This is a genomic window from Sphaerisporangium dianthi (assembly GCF_042654065.1).
Classification (GTDB): Bacteria; Actinomycetota; Actinomycetes; order Streptosporangiales; family Streptosporangiaceae; genus Sphaerisporangium; species Sphaerisporangium dianthi.
The window spans coordinates 77,707-93,189 of record NZ_JBHSFP010000016.1 but is presented as its reverse complement, the minus strand read 5'-3'; the positions used below and the strand labels follow the sequence as shown (position 1 = coordinate 93,189).

At 70.0% G+C, this 15,483-nt stretch carries 14 protein-coding genes; 10 read left to right on the top strand and 4 right to left on the bottom strand.

From position 1 onward, the window contains the following. Positions 1-62 precede the first annotated feature (62 nt). Complete coding sequence (locus ACFO60_RS22625; RefSeq protein WP_380843169.1) at positions 63-827, top strand: polysaccharide deacetylase family protein; 765 nt, start codon at positions 63-65, stop codon at positions 825-827. Between the two features lie 212 nt (positions 828-1,039). On the opposite strand, the gene typA is transcribed toward ACFO60_RS22625, so the two are convergent. Further along, positions 1,040-2,893, bottom strand: a complete 1,854-nt coding sequence (gene typA / locus ACFO60_RS22620; RefSeq protein WP_380843167.1) for a translational GTPase TypA — start codon at positions 2,891-2,893, stop codon at positions 1,040-1,042. Positions 2,894-3,151: 258 nt separating this feature from the next. On the opposite strand from typA, the gene ACFO60_RS22615 reads away from it, so the two are divergent. The 3 genes from ACFO60_RS22615 to ACFO60_RS22605 are packed head-to-tail and all read left to right on the top strand — an operon-like array spanning position 3,152 to position 5,282. Continuing rightward, a complete protein-coding gene (locus tag ACFO60_RS22615; RefSeq protein WP_380843165.1) occupies positions 3,152-3,439 on the top strand; it encodes a hypothetical protein in 288 nt (95 codons plus the stop codon). Further along, positions 3,403-4,158: an alpha/beta hydrolase gene (locus tag ACFO60_RS22610; protein ID WP_380843163.1), complete on the top strand. Its 756-nt coding sequence runs from the start codon at positions 3,403-3,405 to the stop codon at positions 4,156-4,158. The genes ACFO60_RS22615 and ACFO60_RS22610 overlap by 37 nt, the downstream gene beginning before the upstream one ends. Positions 4,159-4,163: 5 nt before the next feature. After that, complete coding sequence (locus tag ACFO60_RS22605; protein WP_380843161.1) at positions 4,164-5,282, top strand: acetate/propionate family kinase; 1,119 nt, start codon at positions 4,164-4,166, stop codon at positions 5,280-5,282. A gap of 169 nt (positions 5,283-5,451) precedes the next feature. Here the strand turns inward: ACFO60_RS22605 and ACFO60_RS22600 are convergent, their stop codons facing one another. After that, entirely contained in the window at positions 5,452-6,888 is a 1,437-nt protein-coding gene (locus ACFO60_RS22600; protein ID WP_380843159.1) for an aldehyde dehydrogenase, read from the bottom strand. A 410-nt stretch (positions 6,889-7,298) separates the two neighbouring features. On the opposite strand from ACFO60_RS22600, the gene ACFO60_RS22595 reads away from it, so the two are divergent. After that, positions 7,299-8,195, top strand: a complete 897-nt coding sequence (locus ACFO60_RS22595; RefSeq protein ID WP_380843157.1) for a coiled-coil domain-containing protein — start codon at positions 7,299-7,301, stop codon at positions 8,193-8,195. 125 nt (positions 8,196-8,320) lie between these two features. Here ACFO60_RS22595 and ACFO60_RS22590 read toward each other — a convergent pair whose 3' ends face one another. Then, positions 8,321-9,667 (bottom strand): GH1 family beta-glucosidase, encoded by a 1,347-nt coding sequence (locus tag ACFO60_RS22590; protein ID WP_380843155.1) that lies wholly within the window; start codon positions 9,665-9,667, stop codon positions 8,321-8,323. A gap of 70 nt (positions 9,668-9,737) precedes the next feature. Between ACFO60_RS22590 and ACFO60_RS22585 the strand changes: the two genes are divergently transcribed. The 5 genes from ACFO60_RS22585 (at position 9,738) to ACFO60_RS22565 (ending at position 13,240) form a co-directional block, all read left to right on the top strand. Next, a complete protein-coding gene (locus tag ACFO60_RS22585; RefSeq protein WP_380843153.1) occupies positions 9,738-10,394 on the top strand; it encodes a TetR/AcrR family transcriptional regulator in 657 nt (218 codons plus the stop codon). A 134-nt stretch (positions 10,395-10,528) separates the two neighbouring features. Then, entirely contained in the window at positions 10,529-11,995 is a 1,467-nt protein-coding gene (locus tag ACFO60_RS22580) for a M1 family metallopeptidase (RefSeq protein WP_380843151.1), read from the top strand. 103 nt (positions 11,996-12,098) lie between these two features. Then, entirely contained in the window at positions 12,099-12,500 is a 402-nt protein-coding gene (locus ACFO60_RS22575) for a MerR family transcriptional regulator (RefSeq protein WP_380843149.1), read from the top strand. Between the two features lie 66 nt (positions 12,501-12,566). Continuing rightward, on the top strand, positions 12,567-12,797 hold the full coding sequence (locus ACFO60_RS22570) for a hypothetical protein (RefSeq protein ID WP_380843147.1): 231 nt from the start codon (positions 12,567-12,569) through the stop codon (positions 12,795-12,797). 53 nt (positions 12,798-12,850) lie between these two features. Then, a complete protein-coding gene (locus ACFO60_RS22565; RefSeq protein ID WP_380843145.1) occupies positions 12,851-13,240 on the top strand; it encodes a hypothetical protein in 390 nt (129 codons plus the stop codon). Positions 13,241-13,318: 78 nt separating this feature from the next. Here ACFO60_RS22565 and ACFO60_RS22560 read toward each other — a convergent pair whose 3' ends face one another. Then, entirely contained in the window at positions 13,319-15,478 is a 2,160-nt protein-coding gene (locus ACFO60_RS22560; protein ID WP_380843143.1) for an ATP-binding cassette domain-containing protein, read from the bottom strand. Between the last annotated feature and the right edge of the window lie 5 nt (positions 15,479-15,483).

Here is a 15,483-nt window from a genome sequence, read left to right as displayed (position 1 = left end):
TGCCGGGATGCGGTCAGGTCCGGGCGCCCGCACAGAGGGGGGCGAAGGATGACGTCATCCGGGTGCGCTCGTCCGCGCCGGTCCGGGCCGTCTCCGACCCGGCGCTGCTGGCGCTACGCGTGATCGTCCAGCAGCCGGGGTGGCCGGGCAGCCGTCCCATCGTGGCGCCGGGCGACCGGTCCATCCGCTGCGCGCAGGCCAAATGCGTGGCGCTGACCTTCGACGACGGCCCCTTCGACTACACCGGCACGGTGCTCGACACGCTGGCCCGGCACAATGCCAGGGCGACGTTCTTCGTGGTCGGGCAGATGGTGACTCCGCTGACCTCGCCGCTGCTGCGGCGCATGGTCGCCGAGGGCCACCAGCTCGGCAACCACTCGTGGGACCATCCGCCGCTGACGTCGCTGTCGCACGACACCCTGCGGGCGCAGCTCGAACGCACCCAGCAGGCGGTCAGGTCGGTCACCGGGATCACCATGCGGCTGATGCGCCCGCCGTACGGGGCGACCGACGGCAAGGTGGCCGAGGAGACCGGGAAGGCCGGGCTGGCGCAGATCATGTGGGACCTGGACACCCTGGACTGGCGTGACCGGAACAGCGCCCTGGTGGCCCGGCGGGCCTCCGCCGCGCGGCCCGGGTCGGTGGTGCTGCTGCACGACATCCACAAGACCACGATGGAGGCGCTGCCTCACCTGCTGGCCGACCTCAGCGCCAAGGGCTACACCTTCGTGACGGTGTCGGAGCTGTACGGCGCGCGCGAGCTCGTGCCCGGCAAACGCTACGCCGGCGAGGCGGAGGAGCGGCAGGAGCAGAGCACGAGCCCCTGAGCGGGCCCGCCCGGCCGCGGTGGCACGCGCCTCGCGGGCCGCGGTGGCACGCGCCTCGCGCCCGGGAGCGCGGGAAGCCCCCCGCGCGCCGGTGCGATGTGAGCCGCCGCCCCGGGCGACGGCGCTGTCAGCCGCCACGCCCGGTGCGTTGCCGGGGCCGGCGGCTGCCGCCACGCCCGGTGCGGTGCGGTGCCGGGCGCGGCGGCTCGCCGTCAGTTGCCGCGCTTGGCGCGGGCGGCCGTGCGGCCCCGGGTGGCCGCGGCGAGGACGACCTTCCGCAGGCGGACGTTCTGCGGCGTGATCTCGACGCACTCGTCCTCGCGGCAGAACTCCAGCGCCTGCTCCAGCGAGAGCACCCGCGGCGGGATGACCTTCTCGGTCTCCTCGCTCGTGGAGGAGCGCATGTTGGTGAGCTTCTTCTCCTTGGTGATGTTGACGTCCATGTCGTCGGAGCGGGAGTTCTCCCCGATGATCATGCCCTCGTACACCTCGGTGGTCGGGGAGACGAACAGCGTGCCCCGCTCCTGGAGGTTGAGCATGGCGAACGCCGTGACCACGCCGGCGCGGTCGGCCACCAGCGAGCCGTTGTTGCGGGTGCGCAGCTCGCCGAACCACGACTCGTACGCCTCGAAGACGTGGTGCACCAGGCCGGTGCCGCGCGTCTCGGTGAGGAACTCGGTGCGGAAGCCGATGAGGCCGCGGGCCGGGACCACGAACTCCATGCGGATCCAGCCGGTGCCGTGGTTGGTCATGTGCTCCATGCGGCCCTTGCGGACGGCGAGGAGCTGGGTGATCGCGCCGAGGTACTCCTCGGGGGCGTCCACGGTCAGCCGCTCGACCGGCTCGTGCACCTTGCCGTCGATCGTCTTGGTGACGACCTGCGGCTTGCCGACCGTGAGCTCGTAGCCCTCGCGGCGCATCTGCTCGACCAGGATGGCGAGCGCCAGCTCGCCGCGGCCCTGGACCTCCCAGGAGTCGGGCCGGTCGGTGGGCAGCACGCGCAGCGACACGTTGCCGACCAGCTCTTTCTCGAGGCGGTCCTTGACCATGCGGGCGGTGACCTTGGAGCCCTTGACCTTGCCCACCAGCGGGCTGGTGTTGGTGCCGATCGTCATCGAGATGGCGGGCTCGTCGACGGTGATCAGCGGCAGCGGGCGCGGGTCGTCGGGGTCGGCCAGGGTCTCGCCGATCATGATGTCGGGGATGCCGGCGATGGCGATGATGTCGCCGGGGCCGGCCTGCTCGGCGGGCTTGCGCTCAAGGGCGTCGGTCATCAGCAGTTCGCTGATCTTGACCCGCTGGATGGTGCCGTCGGTGCGGCACCAGGCGACCTGCTGGCCCTTCTTGATGGTGCCCTGGTGGACGCGGCAGAGCGCGATGCGGCCGAGGTAGCTGGAGGCGTCCAGGTTGGTGACGTGCGCCTGGAGCGGCGCGGAGGGGTCGTACACCGGCGCCGGGATGGTGCCGGAGATCGTCTGGAACAGCGGCTCGAGGTCCTCGGAGTCGGGCATGCCGCCGTTCTCGGGACGGTTGAGGCTGGCGCGCCCGGCCTTGGCCGAGGCGTAGACGATCGGGAAGTCGATCTGCTCCTCGGTGGCGTCGAGGTCCATGAAGAGCTCGTACACCTCGTCGACGACCTCGGCGATGCGGGCGTCGGGGCGGTCGACCTTGTTGATGCACAAGATGACCGGCATCTTGGCGGCCAGGGCCTTGCGCAGCACGAACCGCGTCTGCGGCAGCGGCCCCTCGGAGGCGTCGACCAGCAGGACGACGCCGTCGACCATCGACAGGCCGCGCTCGACCTCGCCGCCGAAGTCGGCGTGGCCGGGGGTGTCGATGATGTTGAGGGTCATCCCGCCGTGCTTGACCGCGGTGTTCTTGGCGAGAATGGTGATGCCCTTCTCGCGCTCCAGGTCGTTGGAGTCCATGACCCGCTCGTCGACATCCTGGTTGGCGCGGAACGCCCCGGACTGCCACAGCATGGCGTCCACGAGCGTGGTCTTGCCGTGGTCGACGTGCGCGATGATCGCGATGTTCCGCAGGTCGTCGCGGCTGTTCAAAGGCATGATGGAGTCTCGCTCTAGGTCGTTGAGGCCGGCCGCGGACACTGCGGCCTCCACCATTTTAGTTGATCGGCGTTACCACCACGTGCCGCGAGCACGCAAAGGGAACATTTCCGGCACTGTTCACAAACTCGTGCGACAGCCGCTGACCGGCCCGCGACCAGCGGAGAAGGCCGGTGTCCTCCGGTCGCGGGCCGCCCGTAAACGGCCGGAGGGTGCGCATTATGGACTAGAAGCGCCGCGCCCGGGAAGACAGCCAGCATGGTGGACGAAGGACTTTCACAACTCGCCGCCTCCGTGCACCGGGTCAGCGATGCGATCGACGAGCTGACGTGCAGGCGGCGCAAGGGAGAACAGTGCCGCCTCGCCGTCTGGGGTCTGGTCCTGGTGGCGTTCGTGGTGGCATGCGTGACGCCGGTCGCCGCGAAGGCGCAGGCGCTCGCGGCGACGGCGGCGACTGCTGATCACACCTCCGCGATCTGCGCGGCGGGCCAGGATAATAAGCTCTTTCCATGCCCCTTGCCGCAGCATTCCCCGCGACGCTGGTGACCAAGGACGGCGTACGGATCGACGCCGCGCACACCCCCTCCCGGGGCGACGCCGATCTGGGCATCGTCATCGCCCACGGATTCACCGGATCCTGGCGTGAAGGCACGACACGGCGCATCGCGCACGTGCTGAGCGGCTTCGGCGGGGTGCTGGCCTTCGACTTCCGCGGCCACGGCAGGTCGGGCGGCCTGTCCACGGTCGGGGACGCCGAGATCCTCGACCTGGACGCGGCGGTGGCGCACACCCGTTCCGTCGGCTACACGCGGGTCGCCACCGTCGGCTTCTCGATGGGCGCCGCGGTCGCCATAAGGCACGCCGCCCTGCACAGGGGCACGGACGCGGTCGTCGCGGTGAGCGGCCCCGCACGCTGGTACTACCGGGGCACCCGCCCCATGCGGCAGGTCCACTGGGCCATCGAACGGGCGTCCGGGCGGCTGGTCGCGCGGCTGGCCAAGGGCACGCGCATCCAGTCGGGCACATGGGACCCTGTGCCGCTCGCGCCGCACGAGGCGGTCGAGCGCATCGCGCCCACGCCGCTGCTGATCGTGCACGGCGACGCCGACGGCTTCTTCCCGCTGGAACACGCCCACCAGCTCTTCGACGCGGCGCGCGAGCCGAAGGAACTGTGGATCGAACCGGGGTACGGCCACGCCGAATCCGCCGCGACCCCCGACCTCATCAAGCGCATCGGAGCGTGGATTGTGGGTGCACGGCAGTGATCCTGGTGATCAATTCTGGGTCGTCATCGGTCAAATACCAGCTCATCGACCTGGACGGCCCGACGCGGCTCGTGGCAGGCACCATCGGGCGCATCGGCGAGCCGGGGTCTGAGTTCCACGACCACGAGGCCGCCCTCGAGCGCGTCGGCGAGGAGGTCGCCCCGCACGCCGGCGAGCTGACCGCCGTCGGCCACCGGGTCGTCCACGGCGGGGCGACGTTCACAGGGCCGGCACTGATCACCGACGACGTCGTCAAGCAGATCGAGGAGGCCGCGCCGCTGGCCCCCCTGCACAATCCGTCGAACCTGGCGGGCATCGAGGTCATGCGCCGGTTACACCCGGACCTGCCGCAGGTCGCCGTCTTCGACACCGCCTTCCACAGCACGATCACCCCCGCCGCCCGCACCTACGCCATCGACCGCGAGATCGCGGAGCGGTTCGGCGTGCGGCGCTACGGCTTCCACGGCACCTCCACCGCCTACGTCTCGCGCGTCGCGGCCGAACTGGTCGGCAAGCCCGAGACCGCGAACGTGATCGTCCTGCACCTCGGCAACGGCGCGAGCGCCACCGCCGTGTCGGAGGGGCGCTGCGTGGACACCTCCATGGGCATGACCCCGCTCGAAGGGCTCGTCATGGGCACCCGGTCAGGCGATCTGGACCCTGGAGTGATCTTCCATCTGATCCGCGGCGGCATGACGCCCGACGAGGTCGAGGCGATGCTCGTCCACCGCGCCGGGCTGTACGGCCTGTGCGGCGACAACGACATGCGCACGGTGCTCGACCGGGTCGCGGCGGGGGACGAGGACGCCGTCCTGGCCTACGACGTGTACTGCCACCGGCTGCGCAAGTACATCGGCGCCTACATCGCGGTGCTCGGCCGGGTGGACGTGGTCGCCTTCACCGGCGGCGTCGGAGAGAACTCCGCCCCGGTGCGGCGCAAGGTGCTCTCGGGCCTCGCGCAGATGGGCATCCGGCTCGACCCCACGCGCAACTCCTCGGTCCGCGGCGCGCGGCTGGTCTCCGCCGACGACTCCTCCGTGGCGGTCGCCGTCGTGCCGACCGACGAGGAGCTGGAGATCGCCGTCGAAACCGCCGACATACTGGCGCGAACCAATTGCGAGTAAATGTCGTCTACCTCCAAAGGAGGTATGAGGTCCACCAGGGGAAGTCCTTACCGGGGCTGGACTCCTGACGGGGGCGATCTCGGACATCCTTGTAATGCGGGGCCGTCGCCCAGCGACGCGGGGGCGCGCTGGGCGGCGGTTACGCACTACATCGGCCCAGGTGGGCGGGTCAGCCCAGGCGGGCGATCGACTTGTACTCGAGGTATCCGGCGAGCCCCTCGGGGCCGAGTTCGCGGCCGACGCCGCTCGCCTTGTACCCGCCGAAGGGCATGGACGGCTCCAGCGTGTTCATCACGTTGACGCCGTAGGTGCCGGCGCGGACCCGGCGGGCGATGTCCATGCCGTGGTCGGTGTCGGCGGTCCACACCGAGCCGGACAGCCCGTAGTCGCTGTCGTTGGCGATGCGGACCGCGTCCTCCTCGCTCTCGTACTGGATCACCGACAGCACGGGGCCGAAGATCTCCTCGCGGGCGATGCGCATGTCGTTCGAGACGCCGGCGAAGACGGTGGGCGCGACGTACCAGCCACGGTCGCGGGGCCGGTCGAGGCCGCCGATCACGGGCTTGGCCCCCTCCTCGATGCCGATCTTGATGTAGCCCTCGACGCGCTCCTGCTGGCGCCGGGCGACCAGCGGGCCGATGCCGGTGGCGGGGTCGGCGGGGTCGCCGACGGGCTGGCCGGCCACCATGTCGGCGACCGCCTGGACCACCTCGTCGTAGCGGGAGCCCGAGGCGAGGATGCGGGTCTGCGCCACGCACGCCTGGCCGTTGTTCATGAGCGACGCGATCGACAGGAACCCCATGGCGGAGTTCAGGTCGCAGTCGTCCAGGATGATCGCCGCCGACTTGCCGCCCAGCTCCAGACTACAGCGCTTCAGCTGCTCGCCGCAGATGCCGCCGATGCGGCGGCCTGCGGCGGTGGACCCGGTGAAGGCGACCTTGTCGACGCCCGGGTGCGAGACGAGGTGCTCGCCCGCCTCGCGGCCCGCGGCCACGATGTTGACGACGCCCTCGGGGATGCCGGACTCCTTGATCATCTCGGCCAGGAGGTAGGAGTCGAGGGGGGTCTCGGGGGCGGGCTTGACCACGACCGTGCAGCCCGCGATGAGCGCGGGGGCCAGCTTGGTCATGGTGACGAACTGGGGGACGTTCCACGGCACCACGGCCGCCACGACGCCGACCGGCTCGCGCCGCACCGTCATCGGGCCGAACATGCCCGGGCGCTCCTCCTCCACCGCGAACGTCTTGCCGAGCTCGCTGTAGTACTGCAGCATCCCGAGCGGCGGGGCGGCCTGACCCAGCTGGGAGAAGGTGATGGGGGAGCCCATCTCCAGCGTGATCACCTCGGCCAGCTCCGCCTGCCGGGCGGCGTACAGCTCGGCCAGCCGGCCGACCACCTCGGCGCGCTCGGCCATGGACATCCGCGGCCACGGTCCGTGGTCGAACGCCTGGCGGGCGGCGGCCACGGCGCGGTCCATGTCGGCGGGGGCGCCGTCGGGCACGCGGCCGACGACCTCCTCGGTGTGCGGCGAGACGACGTCGATCGTCGCGGTGCCCGAGGGTGCCACCCAGTCGCCCCCGATGAACAGACGGTCGTGCTGGAGCATGAGTCTTGCCTCCTGGTCGGGCGGGGCCTGGTCTTGTTGACCGGACGCCTGCTTCGGGACCCGCCACGGCGGTACGCGTCCACGGTGGATCCGCGGCGTCCGGTGGATACGACAGAACCATGTTCTATACATCTCGACAAGAGCCAGGGGCCGAGGGCTTCGCGCGCGTCCCCCGATAAGATCGGTCGCTCCCGGTGTGCCGGCTGGTGAAGGCGGCGTCCGCAGCCCGACGAGTCGCGCACATGGCGGGCCGACTGGATGTGAGCTGGGCCCAATTCTCGGCGTTCCCGCACGCTGCGTAGTCGTGAAGTGGTAGATAGTTCGCTAATGGTGTATAGGTTCCTCCGATCGTGTGACAGCCCCGAAGATCGGCTTCTATAGTTTCGGGGCGTCTGGAATGGGGAGGGCTCATGCGATCAGGCCGCGCGGTCGCGCTGGCGGCCGTTCTCCTTGGTCTGCTCACGTTGGTGATCCCGTCCGCCGAGGCCAAGCCCAGCCCGCAGGCTCAGCTCGACAAGCTGACCAAACAGGCGGCCGAGCTCCAGAAGGCCTACCGCGGCGAGATCCAGAGCCTTGAGGAGACCCGCAGGGCGGCGCAGAAGGCCGGGCAGCGCGTCAAAGGCCTCCGTGACGACCTGACCGACGCCGAGCGGCGCATGGGGCAGTTCTTCGCCAACTCCTACATGTCCGGCTCGGTCGACGGTCCCCAGGTGTTCACCTACAGCGGTGACCCCGACTCCATCCTGGGACAGGTCGCCACCATCACCTACCTGGCCGAAGAGAAGAACCAGCGGCTCAACCGCATCTCCCGGCTGATCAAGGATTCGAAGAACGCCAAGAAGGAGGCCGACGGCAAGATCGCCGCCCTCAAGAAGGAGATCGCCCGGCTGGAGGACAAGAAGGACGACGTCGAGCGGCTGCTCAAGAAGTTCGGCTTCCAGGCCCCCGACGCGGGCAGCGGCCTGACCGCGCGCATGGTCAGCATCCGCAACGTCATCATGCAGAGCTACCCCATGCCGTTCGGCGTCGGCTGCCTGCGCGCCGGCGACCCCGGCGAGCACGGCAAGGGACGTGCCTGCGACTTCATGATGAGCAGCGGCGGGCGCCTGCCCGACGCCGCCTCACAGGCGCGCGGCGACGCCCTGGCCGAGTGGTGCATCGAGAACGGCCGCCAGCTCGGCATCATGTACATCATCTGGCGGCAGCGCTACTACGACATCCGCACCGGCGCCGGCTGGCGCACGATGTCCGACCGCGGCGGCGTCACCGCCAACCACTACGACCACGTCCACGTCTCGGTCTTCTGAGACCGTCGCCCCCTCCGCGCCGTCGCCCCTCCGCGCCGTCGCCCCTCCGCGCCGTCGCCCCTCCGCGCCGTCGGCCGGCCGCCCTTCGCGGCAGCTCGCGCCGGCCGGTCGCCCTTCGCGGCCGCTCACTCGGGGCGGTCGCCCTCCTGGCGACGGCGTTCGGCGGCGAGCATGGTCCTCAGCCAGTGGTAGGACGTCTTGGGCGTGCGCTTCTGGGTGGCGAAGTCGACGTGGACCAGGCCGAACCTCTGGCCGTACCCCTCGGCCCACTCGAAGTTGTCCAGCAGCGACCAGACGTAGTACCCGCGCACGTCCACCCCTTCGGCCATGGCCGCGCGGAGCGCCGTGATGTGCCCGTCCAGGTAGGCGACGCGCTCGGCGTCGTCCACCACGCCGTCCGGGGCCGGTTCGTCGGCCTGGGAGCAGCCGTTCTCGGTCACGTACACCGGTGGCAGCGCCTCGCCGTAGCGGGCCTTGAGGCCGGTGAGCAGCTCGCGCAGCCCGTCGGGCACGACCGGCCAGCCGAAGGCCGTCGTCGGGTACCCGGTGATGCCCGCGTCGGTGAAGGGCAGCCCGCCGGTGTCGGCGTCCGCCTCGGGGGCGGCGACGCGGGTCGGGTTGTAGTAGTTGACGCCGAGGCCGTCGAGCGGCTGGGCGATGATCTCCAGATCGCCGTCCCGGACGGCCGCGAGCTCGGGCACGCCGAACGCCGTCAGGTCCGGATACGTGCCGAGGAGCACCGGATCGTTGAACAATCTGTTGTGCAGGGCGTCGTACGCGCCGGCCGCGCGCGCGTCCTCGGCGGAGTCCGAAGCGGGCCAGACGGGGGTGCAGTTGTTGGTGACGAGCACCCGCCCGGCGCCGTTCGCCCGCAGCGCCTGGGCGGCGAGGCCGTGTCCGAGGAGCTGGTGGTGGGCGGCCGGCAGCGCGTCCAGGAACAGGGTGCGGCCCGGCGCGTGGGTGCCGAGGGCGTAGCCGAAGACCATGTGGATGAACGGCTCGTTGAGCGTGATCCACATCGGCACCCGATCGGCGAGGCGGCCCGCCACGGTGTGCGCGTAGTCGGCCAGGCGATGGGCCGTGTCGCGGTTCAGCCAGCCGCCGTCGTCCTCCAGCGCCTGGGGGAGGTCCCAATGGAACAGGGTGGCCGCCGGGGTGATGCCTTCGGCGCACAGTGCGTCGACGAGGCGATCGTAGAAGTCGAGCCCGGCCTGGTTGATCTCTCGGTCACCGCCAGGGTGGATTCTCGGCCACGATATGGAGAAGCGATAGGAGTTCACCCCCAGATCAGCCATGAGCATGACATCCTCTGACCAGCGGTGGTAGTGATCACAGGCGACATCGCCGGTGTCACCACCGCGTACGCGGCCGGGTTCATGGGCGAAGGTGTCCCAGATGGAGGTTCCCCGGCCATCCTCTGCCGCGGCGCCCTCGATCTGGTAGGACGCGGTAGCGGTACCCCAAAGGAACATGACGACCTCCGGCGATATGAGTGAAACTCATGTTAAGTGCAGTAAACGGTCTCGGGAGGATGATGGGGGGATGATGAACGTCTCCGCAGGGACGCTGCGCCGCCGCCCCGCCCAGCGCCGCAGCCTCGAGCGGGTCGAGCGGATGCTGGACGAGTGCGCGCGGCTTCTCGACGAGGTGGGGTACGACGGGCTGACCACCAAGGAGGTCGCCCGCCGCGCCGGTGTGCCCATCGGCACTTTTTACCAGTTCTTCCCGGACAAGCAAGGGCTCGTCCGGGCGCTGGCGCTGCGCAACCTCGACGCCTTCCTCGACAGCCTGACCGCCAAGCTCGCCGCTGCCGAGATCTCCGACTGGACCGACGCCGTCCATCTGGCCGTGGACGAGTTCGTGTCGATGAAGCGCACCACGCCCGGGTTCGCCATCGTGGACTTCGGCGAGATCATGCCCGCTCCCGGCGCGCCTCCGCTGAAGGGCACCAACCGCCTGCTGGACGCCGCGCTGGAGAACAACGTCATCGTGGCCGACCGGCTCCGGGCGCTCACCATCGACCTTCTCGGCGCGCCTCACGGTCCGGGCCTCGACCGCGCCCTCGTGGTGGCCGTCGAGGCCGCGGACGCCGTGCTCAAGCTGGCGTTCCGCCTCCAGCCGGACGGCGACCCCGACCTGATCGCCGAGTGCAAGAAACTTGTCCGCCGCTACCTCGCCGACCACATCCCCGAGCGCTGAACGCCTCTGGCCGGTCCTCGCCGGCCGCCGGGCGCGAGCGGTGGCGGAGCGCCTCCGAGACGACATGTGGCGTTAACCCAGCGAACATTCGCGCAGGTAGGTTCTGCGCCATGCGTCGCCTCCCAGTCTGGTCCATGATCGTTTCTGCGATCCTCGTGGCCGGATGTACCACCGCTCCGCCCACCGGCTCGGCCCCTTCGACCCCGTCGCCCGAGGCTTCCACGCCGCCCCTTTCGGCGTCCGCCTCGCCCGCCGCGGCGCCGCCGCTGTCCGGCGAGTACGCCGCCTGGCAGGCCGGGCGGTCCCTGCCGGTCGCCGACCCGATCTACCCTGAGCGGGGTACCGACGCGCTGGACGTGCTGCACTACGACCTGGCGCTTCGCTGGTCGCCGTCGAAGCGCGTCCTGAGCGGTACGGCGACCCTGCACATACGGCCGACAAGGGACGCGGCATCCGTCCGTCTCGACTTCAAGCCCTACGAGATCGACTCGCTGATGGTCGACGGCGCCCCGGCCACCGGCGAGGTGACCAAGGAGAAGCTCACGGTCGCGACCCCGGTCGCCAAGGACGCGCCGTTCACCCTTGTCGTGGCCTACCACGGCCATCCCATGACGACTCCGATGCCGTCGAAGCGGGCCGACAGCCATCCGCTCGGGCTCACCGTCGACGCGGCGGGCGGCCTCTGGACCATGCAGGAGCCGTTCGGGGCGTTCACCTGGTATCCGGTGAACGACCAGCCGTCGGACAAGGCGCTGTACGACATCTCCGTGACGGTGCCGAAGGGCTGGTCCGGCATCGCCGGCGGCACCCCCGCAGGACGGGACGGCGACACCTTCCGCTACCGGAGCACCGACCCCGTGGCCTCCTACCTGACCACGCTCGCCGTCGGGAAGTTCGAGAAGACCACCGCGACCGGTCCGCACGGACTGCCGCTGACCTACTGGTACATGCCGCGTGACCGGCGTTTCCTCCCCGGCTTGAAGAAGTCGGCGAAGTACCTGGAGTGGCTCTCGAAGAAGTTCGGTCCCTATCCCTTCCCCACGGCGGGCATCGTCGTGGTCGACGGCCCCTCGGCCATGGAGAGCCAGCAGATGGTCACTCTGGGATACGCCATACCCGCCATGGGCGGGGACTTCTTCGAGCTGAACACCTTGCACGAGTTCGCCCACCATTGGTTCGGCGACACCGTCACGCCGAACACCTGGCGGGACCTGTGGCTCAACGAGGGGTGGGCCCTGTACGCGCAGTGGCTCTACCAGCACGAAAGAGACAAGACGAGCGACGCCGAACTGGACCGCACGGCACGGGAGAAGGACGCCGCGCGGCGCAGAGAGTTCGGGCCGCCCGGCGACCCCGACCCGGCGGAGTTCGGCGCGTCCAACGTCTACATCGGCGGCGCGGCGATGCTCCGGGAGTTGCACAACACGCTTGGGGACGAGAAGTTCTTCGCTCTCGCCCGCGCGTGGGTACAGGAGCACCGCGACACCCAGCAGGACCGGGCCTCGTTCACCGCCTTCGTCAACGCGCGGACCGGCCAGGACTTCACCCCGCTCATCGACGCCTGGCTGGACTCCGCGACCACTCCGCCGCGACGGGGCTAGACCGGAGCCGCCCGAAGGACCGGAGTTGACACCCCTGGGCCCACTCCAGGTGCGGAGGGCCGGGGGTTGACCTGGAGCCCACTCCAGGTGGCATTCTCGGCGGGTGAGCGTCTACACACCAGGACAGGTCGTGGAGGAAACCGGCTTCAGCCTCGACACCCTCCGCTACTACGAGCGCATCGGCCTGCTCGAGCCGATCGAACGCAACGCCGCCGGACAGAGGCGGTTCAGCGAGGAGGACGTCGGCTGGCTCGGCATGGTGAGGTGCCTGCGCGACACCGGGATGCCGATCGCCGAGATGCTGCGCTTCACCGAGCTCGTGCGCGGCGGGCGCCAGACCATCGGCGAGCGCATCACCCTGCTGGAGGCCCACGACCAGGAGGTGGAGGAGCAGATCGCCCGGCTCAGAGAGCGGCAGGCCGCCATCCAGCGCAAGATCAGGCACTACCGCGACATCATGGCCCGCCGCGACGACCCGTCCCCCTGCACCAGCGCAGCCGGATGAGGACTGCCGAAGTTCCTCAGGATTACCACCACTTTCTCCGCATACGGGCTACTCCTCCTCGGTGGCGTGCGCGCGTATGTGTTGAAGGAGCTTGTCCACGACCGCTCCGAGCTGCTGGAGCAGGAGCTTGGTCGGCGGATCTACCAAGAACACTTCAAACGAATGCGCGATATTGATCTGCGCATAAGCCGCATCTCCATGAACTCACCGCTGACGATCGAAACAATCGCAAGCGGAGTCGTGGGTGCAGGCGGAGTCTCGGCTGTGGCGTACCTGTTCAAAACTGAGGACAGGTGATGTGCACCCGGCGGGTAGCGCAAATTGGATATCGGGTGGCGTAGCATCCGCGTATGTCATCGGATGTGCCAATAACTGACGCGTTAATAACGTCTGATAAGCCGTGGCCCATAATGAAGCGGATGTCTGCTTCGCTCTTGTATCTCGTTGCGGCGGCCGTCCTGCTCGGTATCGCCGCGCTCAGCCTCGCCTTCGCATGGCACATCTTCGCGCAAGATTCCAGGGTCTTCGCGTTGAGCCTTTTCATCGCCATCGCCGCGGTGCGGTGGCTCGCCGTTACGGGCATCGGGTGCCTGATCTTCGCCATCTCGGCCCCCTTCAGCGCCACCAGTCCGTGGGCCTCCGCGGAAACAGCCGATCACAGCCCGAGGAGCGGTCACGGAGGCTGGTACGCGGAGGGCTCGGCCGACTTCGGAGATGATGGCGGCGACGTTGATTTCTGAGGGCTGCTTGCCTCATAGAACGAACGTGCTCTGGGAGGTCCGGTCCGGGGGGTGAGTCGGGCAGGACCTCCGGTGGGGTCAGACGGCGTTGGTGGGGGTCTGTTTGCGGTCGTAGGCGGGGTCGTAGGCGCTGGCCTGCAGGTTGTAGAGGTCGGCGTAGATGCCGTCGAGGGTGATCAGCTCTTCGTGGGTGCCCTGTTCGGCCACCTTGCCGTGGTCGAGCACGTAGATGCGGTCGGCGTAGCGCACGCTCGCGAGGCGGTGGGTGATCAACAGGACGGTGCGGCCGTCGGCGTGGCCGCGGATGCGCTCGAACAGCGCGTGCTCGGCGCGGGCGTCCAGGGCGGCCGTCGGTTCGTCGCAGATGAGCAGCGGCGCGTCGCGGTAGAAGCCGCGGGCCACCGCGATGCGCTGCCACTGGCCCCCGGACGGCTCGTGCCCGTCTTTGAAGCGGCGGTCGAGCAAGGTGCGGTAGCCGTTCGGCAGTTCGGCGATCACCTGGTCGGCGCCCGCGACCTCGGCCGAGGCGTGCAGGGCCGCCTCGCCCTTCTCCAGGCCCATGCTGATGTTGTCCCTGGCGCTCAGAGGCCAGCGGGTGTGGTCTTGGGCGATCACCGCGATGTGCCGCCGCAACTCGTCCTGGTCGACCCCGCCTATGTCGACGTCGTCCCACAGGACCCGGCCCTCGCCGGGGACGTACAGCCCTGCGATGATCTTGGACAGGGTGGTCTTGCCCGAGCCGTTCTCGCCCACGAGCGCGACCACCTCGCCTCGGTCGATGTGCACAGAGACGTGGTCGAGGGCCGGTTGGTCCTTTCCGGGATAGTTGAACACGACATCTTCGACGGTGATGCGCTGGAAGGCGCTCGGCGCCTCGCGGTCGCGCGCCGCCCCCGTCGGCCGGCGTGCCTGCTCGCAGAAGTCGAGGAAGTCGGTGAAGTACAGGCCCTCCTCGTACAGCCGGTTGGTGGCGTACATGAGGTTCGCCAGGGACGTCTGGCCGGAGCGGATGGCGAGCACGGCCGTGCCCGCGACGGCGAGCGGCACGGCGCCGATGGCCAGCAGCACGCCGAGCGCGAGGTACACAAGGCCGGTGCCGACGCCGCCCAGGGCCTCGCCGATGACCCGCGCGACCGTCTGGCGCCGTGCCATGCTCAGCATGGCGTCCTGCTCGGCGCCCGCGACGGCGTCGAACAGGCGGGTGAGGAAACGCCGCATGGTGAACGAGCGCACCTCGGCCGCGGTCGGCCGGGCCGCCATGAGGTCGCTGAGGATCCACCTGCGCCGCCGGATCGGGATCAGGGTGTACATCGTCGTGTAGCGCATGCGGGCCGAGCGGACGGCGGCCCAGGCATCGGGCAGGACGGCCAGCAGGAGCAGCGGCAGCAGCACCGGGTGGAGGATGCCGAGCACGCCGGCGGCCGCCCCGAGGCCGATGACGCCGGTGAGCAGGTCGATCGCGGAGTTCACCACGCTGTCGACCGTTGAGACGCCGCGCAGGCGGGCCCGTTCGAGCGAGTCGTGGAAGTCGGGATCGTCATAGCGGATGAGGTCGACGCGGCTGGTCAGCTCATAGAGCTGCCGCTCGGCGATGCGGCTGACCTGAGGTTCGAGCCGGGCCTGCGCCCAGCCGGCCCCGGCCTCCAGCGCGGTGCGCAGTGTGGCGGCGACGCCGACCAGCAAGAGGCTGGGCAGGGCGGCCCGCACCCGCTCGGGCGTCGGGCCCGCCGAGAACAGCGCCTGCAGCACGCCCGTCGTGGCGAGCAGGCCGAACGCGGTGAACACGCCCCCCAGCACGCTCAGCGTGATGGTGGCCACAGTGTCGCGAGGGCTCGCCTGCCATGCCAGGCGGACGGCGTGGCCGATGAGCGCGGGAAGCCTGCGGGCGACCGTGAGGAACCCGATGCCGGTCATCTTCTCGGCGTGGGCGTACCAGTCGCCGATGTCGACCTCGCCGAGGTCGATCGGCGCGTCGTCGAGGGCGGGGCCATCGGGATGAGCCGGCTCGGTGCGGGACGCCTCAGGGTGGGACTGCTCGGTGCGGGACGGCTGGGTGCGGGACGCCTCAGGGTGGGACTGCTCGGTGCGGGACGGCTCAGAGTGGGACGACGCGGGGTCGGACGGCTCGGGCACGGGGTCGCGCGGTGTGGAGGCGCGGGGCGGCGGGGCGTGCTCGGGTGGGGCGTTCTTCGGCGTGGAGCCGTCCGGGGCGGATGGTTCCTGAGGAAGGTCGGCCATGCTCG

Bases quoted from the DNA above. Each gene is read 5' to 3' on its own strand.
- typA (WP_380843167.1), bottom strand. From the start codon at position 2,893: ATGCCTTTGAACAGCCGCGACGACCTGCGGAACATCGCGATCATCGCG.
- ACFO60_RS22615 (WP_380843165.1), top strand. From the start codon at position 3,152: ATGGTGGACGAAGGACTTTCACAACTCGCCGCCTCCGTGCACCGGGTC.
- ACFO60_RS22610 (WP_380843163.1), top strand. From the start codon at position 3,403: ATGCCCCTTGCCGCAGCATTCCCCGCGACGCTGGTGACCAAGGACGGC.
- ACFO60_RS22600 (WP_380843159.1), bottom strand. From the start codon at position 6,888: ATGCTCCAGCACGACCGTCTGTTCATCGGGGGCGACTGGGTGGCACCC.
- ACFO60_RS22595 (WP_380843157.1), top strand. From the start codon at position 7,299: ATGCGATCAGGCCGCGCGGTCGCGCTGGCGGCCGTTCTCCTTGGTCTG.
- ACFO60_RS22590 (WP_380843155.1), bottom strand. From the start codon at position 9,667: ATGTTCCTTTGGGGTACCGCTACCGCGTCCTACCAGATCGAGGGCGCC.
- ACFO60_RS22585 (WP_380843153.1), top strand. From the start codon at position 9,738: ATGATGAACGTCTCCGCAGGGACGCTGCGCCGCCGCCCCGCCCAGCGC.
- ACFO60_RS22580 (WP_380843151.1), top strand. From the start codon at position 10,529: ATGATCGTTTCTGCGATCCTCGTGGCCGGATGTACCACCGCTCCGCCC.
- ACFO60_RS22565 (WP_380843145.1), top strand. From the start codon at position 12,851: ATGTCATCGGATGTGCCAATAACTGACGCGTTAATAACGTCTGATAAG.
- ACFO60_RS22560 (WP_380843143.1), bottom strand. From the start codon at position 15,478: ATGGCCGACCTTCCTCAGGAACCATCCGCCCCGGACGGCTCCACGCCG.